Annotated in this window: 22 protein-coding genes; 5 read left to right on the forward strand and 17 right to left on the reverse strand. The window is 55.4% G+C overall.

Going from position 1 to position 22,963, the window contains the following annotated elements:
• Position 1: 1 nt before the first annotated feature.
• From cyoC to Q7F15_RS15700, 5 genes are all read right to left on the reverse strand, one after another.
• A complete protein-coding gene (gene cyoC, locus Q7F15_RS15680; protein ID WP_230076591.1) occupies positions 2-604 on the reverse strand; it encodes a cytochrome o ubiquinol oxidase subunit III in 603 nt (200 codons plus the stop codon).
• Positions 604-2,574, reverse strand: a complete 1,971-nt coding sequence (locus Q7F15_RS15685) for a cbb3-type cytochrome c oxidase subunit I (RefSeq protein ID WP_304414594.1) — start codon at positions 2,572-2,574, stop codon at positions 604-606. Before Q7F15_RS15685 ends, cyoC begins: the two co-directional genes overlap by 1 nt.
• 31 nt (positions 2,575-2,605) lie before the next feature.
• Positions 2,606-3,613 carry a cytochrome c oxidase subunit II gene (gene coxB / locus Q7F15_RS15690; RefSeq protein ID WP_171565853.1) on the reverse strand — a complete coding sequence of 336 codons (1,008 nt, stop codon included), beginning with the start codon at positions 3,611-3,613 and terminating at the stop codon, positions 2,606-2,608.
• Between the two features lie 346 nt (positions 3,614-3,959).
• Positions 3,960-4,172: a hypothetical protein gene (locus tag Q7F15_RS15695; RefSeq protein WP_230076590.1), complete on the reverse strand. Its 213-nt coding sequence runs from the start codon at positions 4,170-4,172 to the stop codon at positions 3,960-3,962.
• 307 nt (positions 4,173-4,479) lie between these two features.
• Positions 4,480-5,373, reverse strand: coding sequence for a LysR family transcriptional regulator (locus tag Q7F15_RS15700; RefSeq protein ID WP_304414595.1), 894 nt, complete (start codon positions 5,371-5,373; stop codon positions 4,480-4,482).
• Between the two features lie 144 nt (positions 5,374-5,517).
• Between Q7F15_RS15700 and Q7F15_RS15705 the strand changes: the two genes are divergently transcribed.
• Positions 5,518-6,738 (forward strand): MFS transporter, encoded by a 1,221-nt coding sequence (locus Q7F15_RS15705; protein WP_171565855.1) that lies wholly within the window; start codon positions 5,518-5,520, stop codon positions 6,736-6,738.
• A gap of 210 nt (positions 6,739-6,948) precedes the next feature.
• Here Q7F15_RS15705 and Q7F15_RS15710 read toward each other — a convergent pair whose 3' ends face one another.
• Positions 6,949-7,548 (reverse strand): TetR/AcrR family transcriptional regulator, encoded by a 600-nt coding sequence (locus tag Q7F15_RS15710; RefSeq protein WP_171565856.1) that lies wholly within the window; start codon positions 7,546-7,548, stop codon positions 6,949-6,951.
• A 133-nt stretch (positions 7,549-7,681) separates the two neighbouring features.
• Here Q7F15_RS15710 and Q7F15_RS15715 point away from each other — a divergent pair, with 133 nt between their 5' ends.
• Positions 7,682-9,094 (forward strand): MDR family MFS transporter, encoded by a 1,413-nt coding sequence (locus tag Q7F15_RS15715; protein ID WP_304414596.1) that lies wholly within the window; start codon positions 7,682-7,684, stop codon positions 9,092-9,094.
• A gap of 175 nt (positions 9,095-9,269) precedes the next feature.
• Here Q7F15_RS15715 and Q7F15_RS15720 read toward each other — a convergent pair whose 3' ends face one another.
• Positions 9,270-10,694, reverse strand: a complete 1,425-nt coding sequence (locus tag Q7F15_RS15720) for a SpoVR family protein (protein ID WP_171565857.1) — start codon at positions 10,692-10,694, stop codon at positions 9,270-9,272.
• A 163-nt stretch (positions 10,695-10,857) separates the two neighbouring features.
• Complete coding sequence (locus Q7F15_RS15725) at positions 10,858-11,040, reverse strand: hypothetical protein (protein WP_171565858.1); 183 nt, start codon at positions 11,038-11,040, stop codon at positions 10,858-10,860.
• A gap of 189 nt (positions 11,041-11,229) precedes the next feature.
• Here Q7F15_RS15725 and Q7F15_RS15730 point away from each other — a divergent pair, with 189 nt between their 5' ends.
• Complete coding sequence (locus tag Q7F15_RS15730; protein ID WP_304414597.1) at positions 11,230-11,604, forward strand: DUF423 domain-containing protein; 375 nt, start codon at positions 11,230-11,232, stop codon at positions 11,602-11,604.
• 11 nt (positions 11,605-11,615) lie between these two features.
• Positions 11,616-12,461, forward strand: a complete 846-nt coding sequence (locus tag Q7F15_RS15735) for an arylamine N-acetyltransferase (protein ID WP_304414598.1) — start codon at positions 11,616-11,618, stop codon at positions 12,459-12,461.
• Between the two features lie 65 nt (positions 12,462-12,526).
• Here the strand turns inward: Q7F15_RS15735 and Q7F15_RS15740 are convergent, their stop codons facing one another.
• From Q7F15_RS15740 to Q7F15_RS15775, 8 genes are all read right to left on the reverse strand, one after another.
• Complete coding sequence (locus tag Q7F15_RS15740; protein ID WP_304414599.1) at positions 12,527-12,934, reverse strand: DoxX family protein; 408 nt, start codon at positions 12,932-12,934, stop codon at positions 12,527-12,529.
• A 167-nt stretch (positions 12,935-13,101) separates the two neighbouring features.
• On the reverse strand, positions 13,102-13,932 hold the full coding sequence (locus Q7F15_RS15745; protein ID WP_212133514.1) for an undecaprenyl-diphosphate phosphatase: 831 nt from the start codon (positions 13,930-13,932) through the stop codon (positions 13,102-13,104).
• A gap of 296 nt (positions 13,933-14,228) precedes the next feature.
• On the reverse strand, positions 14,229-16,013 hold the full coding sequence (locus Q7F15_RS15750) for a M3 family oligoendopeptidase (RefSeq protein WP_171565863.1): 1,785 nt from the start codon (positions 16,011-16,013) through the stop codon (positions 14,229-14,231).
• A gap of 333 nt (positions 16,014-16,346) precedes the next feature.
• Positions 16,347-16,856, reverse strand: a complete 510-nt coding sequence (gene mobB, locus Q7F15_RS15755; protein WP_304414600.1) for a molybdopterin-guanine dinucleotide biosynthesis protein B — start codon at positions 16,854-16,856, stop codon at positions 16,347-16,349.
• Positions 16,857-16,859: 3 nt separating this feature from the next.
• On the reverse strand, positions 16,860-17,612 hold the full coding sequence (locus Q7F15_RS15760; RefSeq protein WP_304414601.1) for a molybdopterin molybdotransferase MoeA: 753 nt from the start codon (positions 17,610-17,612) through the stop codon (positions 16,860-16,862).
• Positions 17,552-18,118, reverse strand: a complete 567-nt coding sequence (locus Q7F15_RS15765) for a MoeA family protein (protein ID WP_304414602.1) — start codon at positions 18,116-18,118, stop codon at positions 17,552-17,554. The genes Q7F15_RS15760 and Q7F15_RS15765 overlap by 61 nt, the downstream gene beginning before the upstream one ends.
• Before the next feature lie 230 nt (positions 18,119-18,348).
• A complete protein-coding gene (locus Q7F15_RS15770; protein ID WP_171566619.1) occupies positions 18,349-18,714 on the reverse strand; it encodes a Na-translocating system protein MpsC family protein in 366 nt (121 codons plus the stop codon).
• Positions 18,715-18,762: 48 nt separating this feature from the next.
• Positions 18,763-20,034: an L-lactate MFS transporter gene (locus tag Q7F15_RS15775; protein WP_171566618.1), complete on the reverse strand. Its 1,272-nt coding sequence runs from the start codon at positions 20,032-20,034 to the stop codon at positions 18,763-18,765.
• 387 nt (positions 20,035-20,421) lie between these two features.
• Here Q7F15_RS15775 and fdhD point away from each other — a divergent pair, with 387 nt between their 5' ends.
• Entirely contained in the window at positions 20,422-21,243 is an 822-nt protein-coding gene (gene fdhD, locus Q7F15_RS15780; RefSeq protein WP_230076578.1) for a formate dehydrogenase accessory sulfurtransferase FdhD, read from the forward strand.
• Positions 21,244-21,290: 47 nt separating this feature from the next.
• Here the strand turns inward: fdhD and ltrA are convergent, their stop codons facing one another.
• Complete coding sequence (gene ltrA, locus Q7F15_RS15785; RefSeq protein WP_212133750.1) at positions 21,291-22,550, reverse strand: group II intron reverse transcriptase/maturase; 1,260 nt, start codon at positions 22,548-22,550, stop codon at positions 21,291-21,293.
• Positions 22,551-22,963 lie beyond the last annotated feature (413 nt).

The raw sequence follows: 22,963 nt of genomic DNA on the forward strand, positions 1-22,963 counted from the left end.
CTTACATCACCCCCATGAGATAGACGACCGTAAAGAGGAAGATCCAGACGACGTCAAGGAAGTGCCAGTACAGGCCCAGATTGGTGACTTTCCGCTTGGTGACCGCCGTGATGCCGTGTTTGCCCAACTGAATCATCAGCGCAGCCATCCAGAACAGACCGAGCGTCACGTGCAGACCGTGCGTACCCACCAGCACGTAGAACGCGGACCAGAATGCACTGGTGGAAATGGCGGCGCCTTCCGAGACCAGATGTGCAAACTCGGTCACTTCCAGCACGACGAACGACAGACCCAGGATGGCAGTGATCGCCAGCCAGCCAATCACCTGTTTCACTTTTCCCTTGTGCATGGCCAGCATCGCCACCCCGCTGGTGAAGCTGCTGGTCAGCAGGATAAACGTAGAAGCAATCACGCCCGGGAGTTGGAACAGCTCTTTACCGGTCGGCCCACCCGCGTAGCTGTGCATCAATACGGCATAGGTGGCAAACAACGTGCCAAACAGAACGCAGTCCGTAACCAGGAAGATCCAGAACCCGACGACCTTGAGAGATTCGTGGTCCTCGTGTCCGTGGTCGTGGTCATGATGTGCCATCGCTTGTTGCATTATACAGCCCTCCCCAGAGAAGCCTCGGTGCGTCTCACTTCGTCCACAGGGATGTAGTAGTCCGTGTCATACTGGAACGAACGCACCAGCATCGAGATGCCGACACCTGCCAGACCAATCACGATCCACCAGGTCCAGCCCCATACGAAACCAAATCCGGCAATGAACCAGAAGAACGACATGATAAACGGAATGCCCGAGTTTTTCGGCATGTGAATCGGCTCCAGCTTGGCCGGCGTTTCGTCTGCCGTGCCGTTTGCTCTCGCCTGCTTGGTCGCCCACCAGTCATCCCGCTCTTTGACCTGCGGAATGACAGCGAAGTTGTACAGCGGCGCCGGAGACGGAATCGACCATTCCAGCGTGCGTGCGTTCCACGGGTCGCCCGTGGTGTCGCGCTCGCCGTGTTTAATGCTGTAGGCGATCTGCCATACCTGGAAGATGAAGCCGAATCCCATCAAGAACGCGCCGACGGTAGAAACCATGTTGAGCGGTGCCCAGCCGAGGTCCCATCCGTACGTGTAAAGGCGTCGGGTCATGCCCATGAAGCCAAGTGCGTACTGCGGCATGAAGCAGACGTAGAAACCGATGTTCCAGAGCCAGAAGCCCCATTTGCCCAAGCGTTCATCCAGCTTGAAGCCAAACATTTTCGGCCACCAGTAGTAAATCCCTGCGAGGTATCCGAACACGACCCCGCCGATCAGCACTTGGTGGAAGTGCGCGATCAGGAAGTAACTGTTGTGGTATTGGTAGTCCGCCGGAGCGACAGCCAGCATCACACCGGTCGCACCCCCGACCAGGAAGCACGGGATAAATGCGATCGTCCACAGCATCGGCTGTTTCAACTGAATCCGTCCGCGGTACATCGTGAACAGCCAGTTGAACACCTTCACCCCGGTCGGAATGGCGATTGCCATCGTCGTGATCGCAAAGAACGCGTTGACGTTTGCCCCCGCACCCATGGTGAAGAAGTGGTGCACCCAGGTGAAGAAGGACAGCACGCTGATGATCACCATTGCGAAGACCATCGACTTGTAACCGAAAACCTGTTTCTTGGCGAACGTTGCCACGATCTCAGAGAAGATACCAAAGGCCGGCAGCACCACGATGTATACTTCCGGGTGGCCCCACATCCAGATCAGGTTGACGTACATCATCGGGTTCCCGCCGCCGTCCATCGTGAAGAAGTGAGCGCCGAGGAAACGGTCGATGAAGAGCAGTGCCAGCGTCACCGTCAGGATCGGGAACGCGTAGATAATCGTGATACAGCTCGACAGAACCGACCAGGAGAACAGCGGCATCTTCATCAGCGACATGCCCGGTGCACGCATTTTCAGGATGGTCACCAGGAAGTTGATCCCGGTGGCCAAACTACCGATACCGGAAATCTGAATCCCCCAGATGTAGAAGTCCTGTCCGACACCCGGGCTGAACATTTTCTCCGACAGCGGCGGATACGCGAGCCAGCCGGACTCTGCAGAACCCCCGATCACAAAGGAGAGGTTGAACAGCATTGCACCAAAGAAGAACAGCCAGAAGCTGAGTGCGTTCAAAAACGGATACGCGACGTCGCGCGCGCCGATCTGCAGCGGCACGACGATGTTGAACAGCGCGAACATCATCGGCATCGCCATGAACAGAATCATGATCGTGCCGTGCGTCGTAAAGATCGCGTTGTAGTGCTCGGAGTGAAGAAACTCCACATTGGGCATGGTGAGCTGCATCCGCATCAGAAGCGCATCCACGCCGCCGCGGAACAGCATCAAGAGCGAGCAGATCAGGTACATGATCCCGATCTTCTTGTGATCGACGGTTGTCAACCATTCGCGCCACAGCCAGCCCCATTTTTTGTACTTGGTCAGGACAAACACGATGGCCAGGGTGGTCAGCACAATAGCCACATCCGCCCCGTAAATCAACGGGTCACCGGTGACAAAAAACGTGGATGCAAAAGACTTGATGTCCTCCCACATACGGTGATCCTCCTCCCTTTCCGTTTATGTGTTACTGGTTCGATACGGACATTTCATGCTGGTGTGAAGCCTGGGCGTCATTCGCGCCGTGGCTGCTGTGCGCTCCACCGCCTTGATGTCCTTCGTGTTGATTGTCGTTGTTTTTCAGATTGTTCTTGTAGTGGTTCATGCCGTTTGGATGATTGCCGTGTACGTGGCCGTATTTCATCACGATTTCCTCGAACAGCCCTTTCGGGAAAGCCGAATACGTCAAGCGGTCGGACAGACCCGGTTTCACCAGGTTTTCGTAATCCTGTTTGGTCATGCCCGGCGCAGTGTTTTTCACCTGCTGCACCCACTGGTCAAACTTCTCCTGCGGTTCGGCAATTACCTTGAACTGCATGTGGGCAAAGCCTTTCCCCGTGAAGTTGGCCCCGGTGCCGTAGTACTCACCCGGCTCATCCGCCTGCATCCACAAGCCCATCGCCATGCCCGGCATCGTATAGATCTGGCCAGCCAACTGCGGTACCCAGAACGAGTTCATCGGCGCCTCGGCGGTCAGCTCAAATTGAACGGGAACGTCCGTCGGAATATGCACGTAGTTGACAGTAGCGATGTTTTGTTCAGGATAAGTAAACAACCATTTCCAGTCGAGCGACGTAACCTGTACCGTGATCGGCTTTACGTCTTTTTTGGGAGGCTCAACCAGCGCATAGGTATCGCGCACCGTAAAATAACCAAGAATGGCAATAATGACGACAGGAATCCCCCACCAGATCAGCTCCAGCGTGGTGTTGTGCGCCCATTCCGGTTGGTACGGAGCCTTGTTCCCCGGTTTGTCCCGATAGCGCCATACGATGTAGAAGGTGATCGCAAACACCGGCAGGATCACGATCGAGACGAGAATAATGGAAGTAATAATCAGATTGTACTGCGTTTCAGCAACGGGCCCCTTCGGATTGAGGACCAGGTATTCGCTCCCGCATCCGCTCAACAGGACGCAGGCCAATACCGCCATGATCCAAAACTGGACCCGTCCGAGCCACTTTCTAGCTGCCATTTCTTCCTACCCCTCCTAACGTTCCAACAGAAAGGAAACGACCGTTCACATTCAGTTTTAATAAACTTGCTTTTTGCCTTCATATCGTATCAAAAGCGCATTTGTTTTGTACCTTCGTTTGCACACCGTTCAAGAATTCGCCGCTTTTTCGTGACAAAGTGTTCACATATACTTCACTTTTTGCTCAAAACTTTGTTACCAATATCCTGTTTTTCTAACCACCACCTAATAATGGTTGATTTTTCAAGAAAAAAAGCCCCCTCAAGATCGCTCGTCTTGAGAGGGCTTTCACCCAAATTCTTCATTATTACTATATTTGATCAGTTCATGAATTGCCGTATATTTCCTACGATTCGGTGTGAAGTAACTGGAACACCGTGCTCAGCAAAAAGATGTTCATGCCGCCGATCAGCAATCCAATCGCCGCCATCAGTCCAAAATTATCCGCACGGAAATCGCTTACATTCATCATAAGCAAAACAGCACCAAGTATTGTAGCTGCCCACGCGAGCCATTTCAAGGTTGTCGCAGCTTTGATACCATTGCTCAATTGGTCCATCGCATCCAACCCCTGTCCGTTTTCTTTGATTGATGGCTCTATTGTAACACATTTTTCACACTTTGTTCACGTTTTGTTCAATTTTTTCTCAAAAAAATGTCGTTTTTTTCGAGAGGATGGGGGACGTTTCCAATCTCGTGGACGGAACAGCTGTTACACGCAGAGCAGAGATCGCCATTTCCATGTTACATACTATGCGGACAGGTTTGACGAGCCGGGGCGGGTTGGAAAAGTTCGCGAGCGACGGCATGTGTATACCCGGAGAGGCCTTGGGACGTGCAAGCCGGAGACTACACCGGATATGCTTTCAACGATTGGCCCAGTTTCCCCCTTGTAACTCATCCTGTAATCTCTTGATAAATGTTTTCGCCGCATGGCTAAGAAACCTGTCAACGCGATAAATAATACCGATATCCCGAGTTGGGCCTCCCTCGATCTTGATGGCACGCAAGTCGGGATCATTCATGGATAAAATTAGTGGCAGTGGTTGAATTGTCGCACCGATATTCGCTTTGACTAATCGAATAAGCGAAAAAGGTGTTGTCGTTTCAATAATAGGATCTAAGCTGAAGCCACGCTTTCTGCAACAATCATCGACTATCTCGCGTCCAAGCGTGCCTTTCGGGTACATCACGGTTCTAATATGTCGAAGTTCCTCCAACTCGATGGAGCTTCGATCCGCCAATTCGTGGTTCACCGATACGACCAGCACATACTCTTCGCGGGATAAGGGAATTCTCACAATCCGCTCATCTGGGAGAGGCAGGATTGCAATTCCAATATCCACCTCCATATCCAATACTTGCTTCAAGATTTCGATTGATGTCAATACGGTTAGTCGTATTTGAGGAAATTCATGGTGAAAATCGATTAATAGTTGTGTAATTCTGTAATCGAGATCAGATGGGATCGCGCCAATGACCAGTGTTCCACGCTGTTGATTGCGCAGTTCATCAATGGCGTCGATTGCATTTTTACGGGTTCTGAACATCTGGATACTGTATTCTAGCAGCAGTCTGCCTGCTTCGGTTAGTGCGATTCGTTTGCCAATCCGATCAAACAACGGCATCCCAATTTCATCTTCCAACGATCGAATCTGGTGACTGAGCGTCGGTTGCGATATGCCCAATTTGTCCGCTGCTTTGGTAAAGTGCAGTTCCTCGCATACAGCGACAAAGTATTCTAGTTGTCTAAGATCCATAATGGCCCCATCCCATTTCAATCATTCTTTTTTTCTATCATTTTAATAGAAATCATAATATTGATCAATTAACTTGTGTATTTTAAACTTAACCTCATTCACAAGAAAGTATTCACGCCAGTGATGTTTTAAGGAGTGAGTGTAATGAAACCTCGTTCAACGCTTTTGGTAATCGCCCTATTTTTGGCATCTCTAAACTTGCGGCCGGTTATTTCTTCAATTTCGCCGCTATTAGAGACGATTCGGAGCGATCTCGGAATGAGCGCATCCTCTGCCAGTCTTCTCACCTCTATACCGGTTCTATGTATGGGAATCTTCTCTCCGATAGCTGTCAAGTTGGGAATTCGTCATGGAATCGAACGGATGATAGCGTTAGCTCTAGTGCTCGTGGGCGGAGCTACTGTTCTCCGATGGTTTACGCCTTCTTATACATTCCTGCTACTGACCTCACTGATCGCTGGCATCGGTATTGCGACTGCGGGTCCGCTTCTATCTGGTTTCATTAAACGTTATTTTCCCAGCCAGGTGGCTGCCATGATCGGTGTCTATTCCGTAGCAATGGTGGCTGGAGCAGCCCTAAGCGCAGGTCTATCCGTTCCCTTCCAAAATGCCTTAAATGGCTCCTGGCGATCAGCATTAGGCTTATGGGCAATACTTGCCGTTATCGCTTTGCCTGCCTGGTGGTTATTTGTACCAAGACGTGTAGAGCCGAATCTTGATCAATCATCTTCTCTGAAAAACGCGGGGCAGTTGCCCTGGAGAAATCATAGGGCATGGCTTTTGACAGTATTTTTCGGAATGATGGCGTTTTTGTTCTACTCCATTACAGCATGGCTTGCACCAGCCGTCTCAAACATGGGGTACAGTAAGATTTACGCTGGCAACATGCTTACACTTTTCACATTGGTTCAAATTCCGGCAACCTTCTTGATTCCGATGCTGGTTAATCGTTATCCAAATCGACTTCTATGGATGGTTGCATGCTCTTTGCTTGAATTGGCAGGGTTACTGCTTGTCATCCTTTCTGGTTCACCATGGATTTCTGCGATTCTTCTCGGTATTGGCTGTGGTGGTCTCTTCCCTCTAGGGTTGATGCTGCCGATTGACGAAACATCGAACGCACAAGATGCCAGCTCATGGTCCGCCATGACACAATCGGTGGGATATGCGATTGGAGCACTTGGACCGTTTTTGGTTGGATGGATACAAGACATGACAAACAGCATTGTGTTCGCCTTCGTCGGACTAGCCGTGATCTGCACAGCGATGATTTTCTTGCAACTTTTCATCGGTTCCAAAAAGGAGCCAGACAGAGAACTGCCCGCATTCCCGAAATCCTCAAACTCTCTTGGCAATACCAACTAATTTAAACGATATTGACCTTCCGATCGCGTTCTAGCATAACTGGGGCTTGGCCCCTCCTGTGACCGGACTCTCACCGGCAGGAAAATAAGCTGAGCAACACCGCGCATAAAAAAGAGAAGGCATCCTTGAGAATGCCTTCTCTTTTTTTATGTGCTTTTGCAGACCCCATTATGCTCTTTAAGATGCTTCTCATCCGTCAACGCGGGCAGCTTAATGTTTCTGATCTTTGGAGAACACCGGCAGCAGCACCTCATCCACCAGACGGGTCAAATACGCGGCAGTGATCCTCTCGTGGCGGATAACATTTTCGACACGCAGAAGATCGAAGGGGAGACGCATTTGCAACTCGGTAAAATCATGGGTGATTTCTCCGCGCCGCTTGGCGTTTTCTTCCACCGTCTTCATAATCCTCACATTGCTGTCGAGCGCCTGTTCGAACCAGTCCCGGAACCGTTCATAATCTCTGCTGAATTCGGTCATCACGGCGCTCATCAGCTTCTGCCCGATGGCATCGAAAAACCGCTGGTAGATGCGGACGACCTCAAGCAAATCGGCGCGCAGACTTCCCTGGTCCCTGAGCAAATCGATCATTCTGCCGCCCATCGCCCGGGTGGACCTGTACTGGACCAGGGCATGCAGCAAATCAACGGGCGTTTCGTACCGGCGGTAAATGACCGTTCGGCTGGTTTGCGCCTGTCGGGCAACGCGTTGAAAGGTCATTTCCTCGTACCCCGATGTTTCGATGATTTCGTACGCAGCGTCCAGAATCGCCTTTTCCAGTTCTTCTCCCCGTCTTCGTTCCGCTTTCAATGACTTTTCCTCCCGAAAGATGCTGCAATCATTATACAACAAATAAGATACATGTTGCACCTTATTCAAAAAGCATGTATACTTATTTCGAAAATAAGATACATCATGTACCTTAACTAAGGAGTGGACGCACGTGAATCAAACCGACGGAACACTGCCGAAAGATCTTGTCCGCGTCGCACTGGTGCTGGTGTTCGGAGCGGTCGCCCCCATGCTGGACACCACCATGGTGAACATCGCGGTGAATCATTTCAGCCGGGATTTTCAAACTTCGCTGGAAACGGTGCAGTGGGTCATGACCGGCTATGTGCTGGCCCTGGCCATCGCCGTCCCTTTCTCCGGCTGGCTGGTTCAGCGGTTTGAGGGTAAATCCGTATATTTCATCGCGGAGCTGCTGTTCCTGCTCAGTTCCCTGCTGGCGGGGTTGTCCTGGAACATCGAAAGCCTGATTGCGTTCCGCATTGTGCAAGGGTTCGCCGCCGGGCTGATCATTCCCCTGCTGACCACGCTGCTTGTACAAGCCGCGGGACAGGATCAAATGGGGCGCTTGATGGCCATCGTGGGCTTGCCCATCATTCTCGGCCCCATCCTCGGCCCGGTCGCCGGTGGACTGCTCGTGGAGTATGCCTCTTGGCGCTGGATTTTCTACATCAATGTCCCGATCGGAATCATCGCCCTGGCTTTGATTTCCATGAAAATGCCGAGATTTCCCGCCACCAACAGACGCGCTGCGCTGGATTGGACCGGCATTCTGCTGCTGGGCGGACTTTCCGCAAGTTTCATCTACGGGATCTCGCGGGGGGCGGAAGGCGGCAGTTTTGGCGGCGGGGCTTCGATCGGCTTTATCGCGCTGGGCGTTATCTTGACGATCGCCTATATCGTTTACGCCCTTGTCCGCTCCTCGGCCGTCATCGTGCCCCTCAGCCTGTTCCGATACAAAAGCTTCACCGGGTCCGTCATCGCCTTGTTCCTGGCCGGTTTCGGGACGAACGGCGCCATGCTGCTGCTGCCTTTGTACTTTCAAAATGTTCGGCACGACTCCGTCATCTCCGCCGCGCTCGCGCTCATTCCGCAAGGTGCGGGCATGCTGCTCGCCAGACCCGTTATTGGGACGCTCACCGACCGGATCGGAGCCCGGCTTATTGTCCTGGCCGCTACGGCGATTACGGTCGCGGGAACCGTTCCGTTCATCCTTTTCCCGCCGGACGTTCCTTATTGGCAGATCGGCCTTGCACTGTTTATTCGGGGAATCGGTGTCGGCGGCATCACGATTCCGGTGATGACGGATTCCTATACGGGGCTCTCCGGCCATCAAGTTCCGCAAGCGAGCGTCGCCACGCGCATCATCCAGAACATCGGCGGTGCCTTCGGTTCGAGCGTACTGGCAACGGTCGTGGCCCTGCAATTGCGACAAGCCGTTCCCGCTCTCCCGCATGAAGCCGCCGCCTATCACACCGGCTTTCTTGTCGCTACCGTGATGACCGCGGCAATGGCCATACCCGCCTTCCTCTTGACAAGCAAGACGAAGGCAAAGGCCCGAGCGTGACCAAGTGCTATTGAAAATACTTGAGTCCGCTTGGAAAACAAAGGGAAATTGTGGCAAAGCAAAGCCCCAAACTTCCCTGCTGATCAGGGGGTTTGGGGCTTTGCTTTTGTAAGCCGCGGTGAGGGGGGAGTCTGGGCTGTGCCTTTTTTTGTCTTCTATCTATATCTTTACTCATTTACAAAAACCGTTTGTGCACCTTTTTTCCATCGTAGGTAAACTGCACCGCACGCTCCTCGATCACCGTCTCCAGATGGACGTTTTTGCCCCAAAGCTGGTAGATGTACGGCAGCGTCTTTTCCAGGTACTTGACATCCAGCTCCAATCCTTCGTAGTAATGCTTCAGGTACAGCTCGCCGGCCCGCAGGTAATCGCCGTCTTCGACCATGACGTACGGAAAGCCGCCGTTGACACGCGTCGCGGCCAGGCCGTCCCGCACCTGTTCCCAGGATTTTTCCGTCACCACCCAGTCGTTTCCCTGCTTGCCGAACAGGTACAAGTCCAGCTTTTCGACCAGCTCCTTGGTCAGGTAATTGCGCAGAAAGCTGATGTCCGACTCCAACTCGCGCACCTCGAAAATCTTTGCCCTTCCCTGTCCCGGCTTGCGTCCATAGCGCTCCTGCTCTTCCTTGGTCGGGTTATCCCAGCGCTCCTCGATATCCTCAAAAATTTTCAGCCCGAGATGATACGGATTGATGCTGGTCGGCGACGGTTGGATCACCGAGGCGTGCAGCTTGGCAAAGTCGATCGTCTCCGCTTCCGTCAGGTCCAACTCCCGCAGGATGCGCAAGTGCCAGTAGGTGGCCCAGCCTTCATTCATGATCTTCGTCTCCAACTGCGGCCAGAAATAGAGCATCTCTTCGCGGATGATTGTCATGATGTCCCGCTGCCAGTCCTCCAGAACAGTGCTGTACTCCATGATGAACAACAGCAGGTCTTTCTCCGGTTCGGGCGGGAACTTGCGGGTCGGCTTCCCTTGATCGGCTGGCTGTTCGTCTGTGCGATCCAGCCGCCACAGGTCGTCGTACGGCGTGGTCCGCTCTGTTTTGCCCGGTTTGCCGGTCGTCTCCTCCACCTCCCGCTTCCAGCGCAGTTTCGGCCGCAGCAGACTGGGATCGATGTGCTCCTGAATGGACAGGCAGGCGTCCAAAAACGACTCCACTGCCTCCTTGCCGTGCTTGATCTCGTACTGCCGAATCCGCTCCGAGCTGGCCGCCATGCTCTCCACCATGTCGCGGTTGGTGTTGGAGAACCGCACGTTGTTTTTGAAAAAGTCGCAGTGGGCCAAGACGTGGGCGACGATCAGCTTGTTCTGGATCAGCGTGTTGCCGTCCAACAGAAAGGCGTAGCACGGGTTGGAGTTGATCACCAACTCGTAGATTTTGCTCAAATTGAGGTCGTACTGCAGCTTCATCCGGTAAAAGGATTTGCCAAAGCTCCAATGCGAGAACCGCGTCGGCATGCCGTACGCGCCAAACGTGTAGATGATGTCCGCCGGACATATCTCGTAGCGCATCGGGTAAAAGTCAAGGCCGAAGCCTTTGGCGATTTCCGTGATTTCTTCAATCGAGCGCTCCAGTTCCTTGCGTTCGTCGTTGGTCATGTCGCTTCCCCCCATTTCTTCTCTCCACTATGTATATGGGAGCAGCTTGCATGAGAGCACTCGACAAGACGACGATGTAAAGCCGACCACCTTTGAGCTGGCCAATGACAAAGACGCCCCTTTTGCCGGGACGTCTTTGCCGCTGTCTGCACTAATCCGGTTGTTAACCTTGGATCCAGTCGCGTACGCCATAATAAATGAGTGCACCCGAGAACACGACTGCCGCCACGATACCAACGCCATCGACGACAGGATCGATAAAGGAGAGGAACGTGCCTTCCAGCGGAATTTTCAAGAAGGACCAACCGCCTACGAGGCCGCCCACCAGCGTTGTCCATTTGCCCATGCTGCTCACCTCCTGCGGCGGCGACATCAGAAAGCTGCCGCCTTACTGCATCCTATGTCGCAAGTTGTGAGACGGTCTGGACGAAAGGCCAAAGTGCGCGTTCAACAATTTGCAATTGGGCATGAACGCCGTGATTGCGGTACAATAACGCTATATATGCATATCGTTACACAAAGGAGCGAATGTTTCGTGCGTATCTTTTTATTGCTTGGCGCTATCAGCGGTTTTCTCTCCGTCGCCTTGGGCGCATTTGGTTCCCATGTGCTGAAAGGCAAACTGAACGACTACCTGCTCAGCGTCTACCACACCGGGGTTACCTACCAGACGACACATGCGCTGGCGCTGGTGCTGGTCTCCCTGCTGTGCAAATGGTACCCTGAATCGTCTGTCCTGACCTGGGCGGGCTGGTGCTTCACTGTCGGCACCCTGCTCTTTTCCGGCAGCCTGTACGCCCTCAGCTTCACCAACATCAAAGCGCTCGGGGCAATCACGCCATTTGGCGGCGTCCTGTTCCTGGCCGGCTGGGCGCTTATCGCCGTGCACGCCTGGAAATCTGTCTCGTAAGGAGGTTTTCCATGTCGCGGTTACCCGCTTGGGCATCTGCCTATCTCCATCATCTGGGATTAGCGCCGCGCCCGGCCGATTACGCCTTTCTCAGCGAACTGTGCCGCGCTCATCTGCAGGCGTTTCCGTTTGAAAACGTCGGCAAACTGCTGCAGGCCCGGCGACCGGGGAACAAGAGCCTCCCCTCGCCTGAACGGTTTGTTGCCGACGCCGTCCGCTGCGGGTTTGGCGGCACCTGCTACGCCATCCACGCCAATCTCCTCTGGCTGCTGCGCGATCTGGGCTTTTCTGCACATCTCGTGCCGGTGGGAACCTCCCATACGGCGGTCATCGTCCGGCTGCCGGAATGGGGCGGAGAGCCGGTCTACGTCGATCTGGGCTCCACCGCCCCCGTGTATCAGCCGGTCCGCTTTCGCCGCGATCCCGACAACTGCATCCGCTTTGGCCCGGAGACGGTGCGAATCACACCGGATGCGGAGCGGCCGGGCCGCTACCAATACCTGCATTACCGGGGGGAGAAGCTGGTGAACGAAGACTGGCACTTTGACCCGGAGGAGCGGCGGGAGCCGGACGATTTCGCCAAAGCGCTCGCCCGCTCGTTTGCCCCCGGCGCCTTCTTTCTCAACTGCCTGCGCATCCATGTGTATCAATGGGACAGCGAACGCAGCCTCTCATTGAAAAACAACACACTGCTGATCACGCACGCTGACGGCGGCGAGCGCCGGCTGACGCTCGGTTCCATCCGGGAGCTGGAAGAGACGGTGGCGGACGAATTCCGCCTGCCCCGCTTGCCGGTCAGGGAGGCGGTGGAGATCCTGCAGTCGCGGGGCGTTGATCTATTTGCAAATGAAACGTAGACACGTCTAGCTGGCTGCTGCTGCTGGAACAGCCGGTGTACGGATGCACGAAAAAAACCGCTGAATCAGCGGTTTTTTAAGCGAAATCGAGGGTCACAAGGCTTGCCTCCCTGATCCTCTCTTTGCGTGACGGCCAGATACATGGTCACCGCCAGCAGGATGAGATCCAGCTCGTACCCTCCTGCGCCGTTCGCACCGATCAGGCCGTTTGACCATTTGACGGTAACGATGGCACCGACCATGATCACAGCCAGAAGCAGCGACGCAGGCCGTACCGCCAGCCCGATCACAAGCGCCATCCCACCCAGCACTTCCGCCAGCGTCACCAGATAGGCCAACCATGTCGGAAGTCCGACACTCCCGAACCACTCGGCCACCACTCCCAATCCTTTTTGCAGCTTCTGCAGGCCGTGGGCAAAGAAAATCAAGCCCGTCACCATCCTTAGGACGACGAACGCCGCTTTCTCCCGCATCCGACTCCCTCCTCACCACCAGCATATGCCGATGCCCGGACAAACAGCATCACGATATCCGTCCCCGCCAACAAAAAAAGCAGTCGGAAAACCCAATCGTTCCCGACTGCTATTTACGTTTGTCCGGCGAAGGTCCGCTTTCGCCGATACCTCCAAAGCCGTTTTTCTTACATCAGGACCAGATACAGCACCGCTGCCAGCACGATGCGATAAAGGGCAAACGGAACCAGTTTGATCCGGTTGATCAGCTTCAAGAAGAAGCGGATGAAGAGCAGCGCAAAAACGAATGCGCTGATGAAGCCGACCGCAAAAAACGGCAGGGCATCAAGGGTGAAGGAATCCCAGTGCTTCAAGAGCGACAGGCAGCTTGCCCCCAACATGACAGGGACAGCCATGATAAAGGTAAAATCGGACGCAGCGCGGTGGCTCAATCCCAACAGCACCCCGCCTGAAATCGTCGAACCGGAACGGGAGAAGCCCGGCCACAGCGCAATGCATTGAAACAACCCGATCAAGAAGGCCTGCTTGTACGTAAGCTGGTCAACCGTCTCCACTTTCGGCCTGCCCGGGCGGAACCAATCAGCGGCCAGCATCAGGAAAGCGCCCGCCACCAATCCGATCAGCACGGTGTTCACCGAAAACAGGTATTGGTCGATGTAGTCCTCAAACAGGAGGCCCAATACGGCAGCCGGCAGCAGCCCGACGATCACCTGACCCAGCTTCAGTTTGCGGCCGGAGGCTTGTCCGCCTGTCGCGCGTCTCCGCAGCCCGAGCAGATCGAAAAAGCGCTCTTGAAAGACGATTACCACAGCCAGGATCGATCCGAGCTGTATCACCACCTTGAAGGTGTTGGCCACCTCGGGGGAAAACATCTCCTTGGATTTCAGCCACATATCGTCAACGATGATCATATGCCCGGTCGAGGAGACGGGCGCAAATTCCGTCAGTCCTTCCACAAGCCCTAACACGAATGCTACGAACATTGACCACAGATCCATTGTACTCACCTTTCTGGCAAAAGAGGCAGTTTGACGACGCCGTTTGCCTCCTCGCTTGTCTCGCGCATGATCGCTTGCGCCACGCCCTTCATTTTAACGTACTTTCCCATTCACCCCAAGCCTAAATTTTTTTGCTCCGTTCGTCCCATAAAAACCCCCGCCGGAGCTTGAGACACCGGCGAGGGTTACCCTCACGCCGCCGGCAGACGCCTGGCGGATGTGCTGATGTGCAGGGCGCGGGATCAATTCCCATCCGATCGTCGGGATGACGTCCGCTCGCGCTGATATTCCACGTTTTATTTCGTCAGGTGGAGAAACTCGTCGATGTCGGCGACGGCCCGATCCACGGCCTTCTGCCAAAACCGGACGTCGGTAATGTCCTCATCCAGATGCCGTTTTGCCAGCTCTTCCACGGTCATCCGTCCCGTATCGCGCAGCAGGGCGTCGTACTTGTCGGCAAAGGCCGGTCCCTCCTGCAGGGCGCGCGCGTACACGCTCAGGCTGAACAAATAGCCGAAGGTGTACGGGAAGTTGTAGAAGGGATACGTCGTGATGTAAAAATGCAGCTTGGACGCCCAGAAAAGCGGCTCGTATTCGGCCAGCGCGTCGCTGTACGCCTTTTTCTGCGCTTCCAGCATCATGCGACTCAGCTCCTCTGCGCTGACCAGCCCGTTTCTCCGCTTGGCGTAAAAGTTTTTTTCAAACAGGAAGCGGGCCTGGATGTTCATGAGAAAGGCGATGGTCTGCTGCACTTTGTCTTCCAGGAGAGCCACCCGCTCCTCCGTACTGGCGGCGTTCTTCACCGCCGCGTCCGCCACGATCATCTCGGCAAATGTAGAAGCCGTCTCCGCCACGTTCATCGCGTAGTTTTGCGCCAGCGGGGGCAGATCGTTCATGACGTGCTGGTGATAGGCGTGCCCCAGTTCATGCGCCAGGGTGGACACGTTTTGCATGCTGCCCGCGTAGGTCATAAACACGCGAGACTGGCCCTTGGCCGGAAAGCTGGTGCAGAAGCCGCCTGGCCGTTTGCCTGGCCGGTCCTCTGCCTCGATCCATCCATTCTCGAAGGCGTTTTGAGCAAAGGCGGCCAATTTCGGGCTGAACCGGCCAAACTGTTCGAGGATGAACGCAGCGCCTTCCTCATAAGACAACTTCTTGTGCTGACGGCCGATCGGAGCGGACAAATCGTACCAGCTCAATTTGTCCACGCCCAGCAGCTTGGCCTTGCGCTCCAGGTACGCGACGAGCCGATCCTTGCGGTTGTCGATCGCCTGCCACATCGCGTCCAGCGTCTTTTCCTGCATCCGCCCGATGTCCAGCGGCTCTCGCAGCACGGAGTCCCATCCCCGATGCCGGTACAGCGCCAGACGAAAACCGCCCAGGTGATTGAGCGCCTGTGCGCACAGTTCCGCCTCCTGCGCCCAGGCCTCCTTCCATTTGGCAAAAACGCGAGCGCGGACGCTGCGGTCCGGATGGTGCATCAAATTGGCGGCCTGGCCGACGGAGAGACGCTTCGTCTCGCCATCCACCTCCACTTCGATGGTCATGCGGCCAACGACGGTATTGTAGAGGTCCTGCCAGGCGTGGTATCCGTCCACGGCCAGGTCGTTGGCCAGCACCTCCTGAGCGGGCGGAAGCTTTTCCTTTGCCCGTCTGCGTCGTTCATTGAGATTGAACGCGACCGGCTTCACCTCCGGAGCGGCGAGCAGCTTGTTCCAGGCCGGCTCGTCGATCGCGAGCAGGTGTTCCTCCCATTTGGACAGCGCCGCAGCGAATGACGCGGATACGGTTTTCACCCGTCCGCTCAGGAGTTTGGCCTGTTCGTCTTTTACATCTTGGGCGGTCAGGCAGGAGACAAACGCTCCCGCCTCCTTCAGCCGAACAGCAATGCTCTGCACTTGGGTGAGCAGGGAAACAAATGCATCCTTGTCGTCGATCCGCACGCGATCGGCGCTCACCTGCGCCTGCAGTGCGGCAATATCTCCTTCCAGCATGCTGAGAAATGCGCGAAAGGACTCGGACTCGCTTCCGCCGGAAAACAGCACCTCCAGATTCCAGCGCATCGGCAATGGCGTTTTCATGTATATCCCTCCCTGATTATGTATACGCACAAGTACTCTCTTTCACAGCACTCAGCAAAAACCTCTTTTTCAGTCAAAATTTTTGTATATGATCCTGCTGTAGTTACCACATGCTTCACTTACAAGGAGATTTCTTACATGAATTACCTCTTTCAACGAAAAAAGCAACCTGCAATGTCAGGTTGCTCAGCATGCAGACAAAGTCCGTGGCGCATGGGTGATCGGGCCCGCTCGCTCTCTTGACGACCAAGCAAAGAAGTGGATGATGTCCGCTCCAAAACGCGACGCGGGCAGGGGGCACAAATCTCACCCGCCACATATTGCCCGCTCCCACTACTGTTCTTTCATTATATATCTGTTCAGGATAAACCTGGCCACACCCGCTGCGTCGTCAATGGCGTACACCGGCAGTGTCGGGTGCGCAAACGGCTCCCAGCTAGCCACAGCCACGGGCCGGGTGACTGCCTCCACCAATTCACGGTGCGCCGGGTCGCGGAGCACGACCAGTTTCTCGTAGTCCTCTTGCTTGAATCCCTCGACCAGCACAAGATCGGCACCGGCTTCCGCCATTCGTTCCACCAAAACAGGCAGCGGGACAGGCTTCAGCTCCAGCATCGCCGTCTTGCTCCGCGAGACGATTGCCACCAGTGACGCTCCCGCATCGCGGTATCGCCATGTGTCCTTGCCCGGCCGGTCCCACTCAAAATCGTGACCGCCGTCGTGTTTGATCACGCCAACGCGTAGCCCCTCCCGCTCCAGCAGCGTAATCAGTTTGGTCAACAGCGTTGTCTTGCCCGAATTGGAATAGCCCACCACCTGCAGCACGCTCGGCTTGTTTGCCATGCACTACGCCTCCTCTCTCCACTCCGGCGCGGCGTGGGGAATCACGTCGACGGTCTCCCCCGCCTGTTTGCCCCGGCCACCTGCCGGGATGATCAGGAAGCATTCGCTTTTGCCCAGCGTGGACAGGTTGCCCGCCTTGTCGTTGTGGTCGGGAACGACGTACAGTTTTCCCTCCCGCTCCGTCAGCCGACCGCGCAAATAGCGCGGGAAGGGACACGGTTTCGTGTAGGACTCCGCCAGCGTGGCCCGGATGCGTCGCAGGCCAGTCTCTCTGTCGCCCTGCAGCCGGCGCAGCACGGGACGGACGAACAGCTGGGCGCCGAGAAAACAAGCCCCCGGATTGCCCGACAGCGCACAGACCAGTTTGTCTCGAAACAAAAGGCCGGTTGTCGGTCCGCCCGGCCGCATCGCGACACGGTTGAACAGCAGGGTGACCTCCGGATCGTTGGCCAACGCGGCCATTACGTCGAAGTCTCCGACCGACACACCGCCGCTCGTCACCAGCAGGTCGACCTCCTCCAGACAGTTGGCCAGCTGCCGCTTGGCCAGAGCCAGATCGTCCGGCAATCGTCCGAACCACACCGGGATGCCGCCCGCCTCGGCGATCAAGGCGGACAGCATTACCGCGTTGCTGTTGCGAATTTTGCCCGGCTCAAGCGGCTGGTCCACATCCAGCAGTTCCGTGCCGGTGGAAATCAATCCGACGCGTGGTCTGCGGACGACCGGAACCTGCGCGTAGCCAAACGCCGCCAACACGGCCAAGATCCCCGCGTTGATCCGCGTTCCCGCCCGGGCCACGCACGCGCCGGCAGCGATTTCTTCCCCCTGCGGGAGATGTTTTCTCCAGTGCGAAGCGCCCGTTTTACCCCGACCCACTCCAGCTGCCGGCCGGGCTGCTCCGTCTGTTCGAACATGATCACGGCATCAGCTCCCGGCGGGATCATCGCGCCAGTCATGATCCGGACGGCTGTTCCGGCGGTTACCGTCTGCCGGGGGACTTGTCCGGCCCCGACCGTTTCCAGCACCCGCAAGCGAACCGGCTGATCCGGTGTGGCTCCGGCCGTATCCGCTGCTCGCACGGCAAACCCATCCAGCGGCGAGCGGTCAAACGGCGGCATGTCACATGTGGCGGCAAGGTTCTGGGCCAACGTCCGCCCATACGCTTCTCCAATGCCTACCTGTTCTTCCGGCAGCGGCGTCAGGTCCGCCAACAGCCTGCGCAGCGCTTCCTCCACGCTGATGGTTTGTCGCTGAACGTGCATCGTCTGTTCCTCCTTTTGCTGCAAGACCCGTCCCCTGAAGTCGGCCGGTGAACCTGCGTAACGCGCAGGACGACAAAAAGACAACCACCCATGAACCAGTCCCTTCTCATCGGACAGAGAATGTCCACGGTGGTTGTCTCAGGCAGGGGCGCTGCCAAGTCCCAACTACGCGCGCGTTTCCCATGCTCTCTTGTCTGCCCGACAAACAGGGTCGCTGCTTCGGCGCAGACTCACGACTCGTTTTTAAACTTCTTCTCGATATCTTGATCAAAGACGAAAATGGACATGCCAAAATCGCGTTCAATGTCAATATCGACGAATAAATCGACGAAGTTTGCGCCCAGAAATGCCTCCATTTCGACCGGCCGGTTTTTGCGGTACATTTCTTTTACCATTTCCGTGCGGGCCGCGCGAAGCATCTGTTTGCCTTCATCAGCCGTCGCAATGAACTTTTCCACCGGGGAAAGATTCCCCTCCATTTCGCAAATTGCCCAGTTCTTGCAAAACGTGGTCACAATCTTGCTGGGGCCTTTGCCCATGTGACGCTTGCGGAAAGCTCTGACTAAATTGCTGAACTCAGCTTCGTATTTATTCATCGAAATGTCACCTTTACAAAATTCTCTTACCTAAAAATTTACCATCTATCAGCAAGCCAATTCAACAGAGTTTTCATTCTGTTTCGCCTGCTCCCGCAATTTCTTGATGTCCAGTCGGATGATCAGCGAGATGACCAAGGCGACGGCGAACATGGCAGCAAAGACGGTCATCGTACCGATGTAGCTGCCGGTGCTCTCGCGCACCCAGGCGGCGAAAATCGGCCCGGCCAGCCCTGCCGCTGCCCATGCCGTCAGGATGTAACCGTGAATCGCGCCCATCTGCCTGGTGCCGAACAGGTCGGCAATATAGGCCGGAATGGAGGCAAAACCGCCGCCGTAACAGGTCATGATGATAAACATGGCCGCCATAAACAGTGCCGGCATAGTCAGGTTGGGCAGCAGGAAGAACAGGACGAGCTGGATCAGGAAAAACGCCGTGTAGGTGTTGGGCCGACCGATGTAGTCGGACAGCGTCGCCCAGCCAATCCGGCCGCCCCCGTTGAACAGGCCGTTCAGGCCAACCATCGTCGATGCCATTGCCGCAGACATGCCCACGATCTCCTGTGCCATCGGCGAGGCGACGGAAATGACCGCGATGCCGCAGGTCACGTTGATGAACAGCATCAGCCACAGCAGGTAGAATCGGCGGGTTTTTACCGCTTCGTTGGCCGTCAGCTGACACAGGTCCTTCTTGATTTGCTTGCCGCTTCCTTCTTCAGCCGAATAGCCCTCCGGCACCCATCCCTGAGGCGGCGGGGAGAGGTATTGAGCGGAAGCAAACATGACGACAAAATAGACGGCTCCCAGAATGAAGAAGGTATTGGCGATCCCTACGCTTTCGATCAGCGCCTGCATGATCTGGCTTGCCACCAGTGAAGCGAAGCCGAAGCCCATGATGGCCAACCCGGTGGCCAGCCCGCGGCGGTCCGGGAACCATTTCACCAGCGTGGAAACGGGCGTTATGTAGCCGACCCCGAGACCGATGCCGCCGAACACGCCGTAGCAGAGGTACAGCAGCGGGAGGCTTTCCAATTGAATGGCCAGACCGGACCCGGCGATCCCCAAACCGAAAAAGATAGACGAAAGAGTGCCTGATTTACGGGGACCGTGTTTTTCCACGTAGTGGCCGAGAAACGCAGCCGACAGGCCCAGGAACAGGATCGCGATGCTGAACGTGAACTGCACCTTCGACAGCTCCCAGCCAAATTGGTTGATGATCGGCTTGGTGAAGACGCTCCAGGCGTACACCGAACCGATGGACAGGTGGATTCCCACCGCAGCCGCAGCAATCAGCCAGCGGTTCTTCAATTTTTCCTGCATGTGATTCATCTCCTTTTAAGCGGGGTAAAGAGCGTCCACTTTCGCGAACAGGCTCTCGCAGAAAGAAAAACTGCCGCATCCATCAGTTCTCCTCGTCGTCCGCGCGTTGGCCCCGAGGAGGGAACAGATGAAACACGGCAGTTAATCATCAGCAGGGTCGCTACTTCAGCATCAACAGCAAGTGTTTGCTATTCACTTTCGGCAGTTCACAAATAAACCGGCGACAGGTGCGCTATCCCGTGTCTATATGTGAACTGTTGCAAGAAAAGTTGAATGTTTTGTGACAAGTAAAACCTCACATAGTATACTATCATGTGAGCGCTTTCTCGACAATACATTACTTTCAAAATTTTGCTACATCCTGCGTGAAACGGCAAGGAGGCTGCTATGTCAAACCTGATGAGTACGATTAGACGGCCGGTGCTGAAGATCGGGCAGGACCGGTTCGCCTGGGAAGACGACGAGATTGTTACGGAATACCCGCTGACGATATTTCTCAATGACGAAGAGTTTGCGACGATTGTCTGCACGCCCGCCGACCTGGAGGAAATGGTGATCGGCTTTCTCGCCGCAGAGGGAGCAATCCGGCAATACACGGACATCAAGCAGATGTCCATCGACGAAAGCCGCGGATTTGCCTACGTGGATCTGCATCAGCAAACCGGACTGTCACACAGTTTTTACACGAAGCGGCGAATCACGTCCTGCTGCGGGAAAAGCCGGCAGTCGTTTTACTTTTTCAGCGATGCGCGAACGGCAAAACCGGTGGCGGGCACAGTCACGCTCACGCCGGCGCAGGTGTTCCGCCTGATGGACGAGTTGCAGGCGTCGTCCCACATCCACCGCAGCACAGGCGGCGTGCACAATGCCGCGCTGTGCACGCCGGAGCAGACGCTGCTAAGGTACTCCGACATCGGCCGGCACAACGCGCTGGACAAGATTTACGGATACTGCCTGCGGGAAAACCTGCCGACGGAGGACAAAATTCTCGTGTTCAGCGGCCGCATCTCCTCCGAGGTGCTGCTCAAAGCAGCCAAGATTGGTGCCGGCATCATTCTCTCCAAGTCAGCTCCCACCGACTTGGCGCTGCAGTTGGCGGAGGAGCTGAACATCACCGCCGTCGGATTTGTCCGCCCCGACAAGATGAACGTGTATACGCATGCGGAGCGGATTGTAGCTCTCGATAATCGAGTAGGAGGGGGTGGTTAACCCCCGTCCTCTCACACCACCGTACGTACCGACCGGTATACGGCGGTTCACCAAGCTTGACGAAGTGTGAAATATCGCTGTATCAAACTCATCAGCCCTTGTTGTTGCCAGTAGGCAATACCAAGGGCTTTGTGCATGTGCGGGGATTTTGTTGTCCGCCACGCCCCCTTTCGGGTGTTTGCGATTTCCAGTGCTCTGTTGTGAGAAAATCCAAGCGAACGAAGTTCGCGGTACCTCGTACGAACTCGTTTCCACTGCGTCCATAGACAGAGCCGGAGCCTTCGGCGAATCCATTCCTCTATTCGCAGAAGATGGGTTTTCGCCTCGGCCAGCGCAAAATACCCGATCCATCCCATGAGGTATTGGTTGAGTTTTTGAATCCTCTCCTGCATGGTCATGCTTCGATGTGGGTTGGTTAATTGGCGAATTCGTCCTTTTAACCGGGTGATCGATTTGGGATGCAGACGTATCCGCGCTTCCTTTCCCGGAATAAAGCTAAAGCCGAGGAACTTCCGGTTGCACGGGCGGTCCACCGCACTTTTCTGTTGATTTACCTTGAGTTTGAGAACCCTGGTCAAGTATCGCTCCACACTTGCCTTTACACGTTCACCCGCACGTTTGGAGCGGACGTAGATGTTGCAGTCGTCCGCATAGCGGCAGAAACGGTGTCCCCTTTTCTCCAACTCCTTGTCCAGGTCGTCTAGCAGAATGTTGGCCAACAGCGGACTTAAGGGGCCACCTTGCGGCGTGCCCTCTTCCGTCGTGACACACACTCCGTTGACCATGACTCCGGATTGCAGATAAGCGCGAATTAGTTTAAGAAGGCGCTTGTCCTTCACCTTGCGGGCAACCCGGCTCATTAGGATATCATGGTTGACCCGGTCGAAGAACTTCTCCAAGTCGATGTCGACCACATACCGGAATCCTTCGTTGATGTACTGTTGTGCTTTCCGCACAGCACTGTGAGCACGGCGGCCTGGACGGAACCCGAAGCTGGAGTCGGAGAACTCTGGGTCGAATATGGGAGTCAATACCTGCAGGATGGCCTGCTGGATGAAGCGATCTACCACGGTAGGGATGCCTAGCAATCGTATTCCCCCGTCAGGTTTCGGGATTTCGACCCTGCGGACAGGAGACGGCTTGTAGGTTCCCTTCTCGATTTGCGACCGGATGGTCGCCCAGTGCTGACGAAGGTAGTCGCGCAGTTGTTCGGTTGAAACACCGTCGATTCCCGCAGCACCTCTGTTGGCCTCCACTCGTTTGAGAGCGGCCATGAGGTTGTCCCGTGACAGCACTTTCTCCAGCATGCCCCTGACGATACTCCTCTCTTCGCACACATGTTGCTAAGCTTGCCGTACGATGCTCAGCCCTTCTCTGTACCCTCGGGGCTTCACCCCTACTATTCAGAGGAAGTTCCATTTCGGAATTCTGCTTCGACGCACCGTATCGAAAGGGATTAGAACATGTGTTGACTTGATGTTCGGCCCTTCCTCCTTCGAGCGTCCTCTATCGGAGTACTATGGCCTCTGCTGACTTCTGCATGTTCAGCGCCCCCTCGCGGAGACGGTTGCCAACGGTAGTAGGCGTATCATGCAGACCTCCCCGGGTAAGGACGGTAACTTTCGTCCCATGTACCTGCCCAATTTACTGCTGCACTCCTTGGCTGTATGGGGCTTCACCTTGTTCGGCAGGCTCGCCCGAGTACAACAGCCTCAAATTG

Source organism: Brevibacillus aydinogluensis (assembly GCF_961514395.1).
GTDB classification, from domain to species: domain Bacteria; phylum Bacillota; class Bacilli; order Brevibacillales; family Brevibacillaceae; genus Brevibacillus; species Brevibacillus aydinogluensis.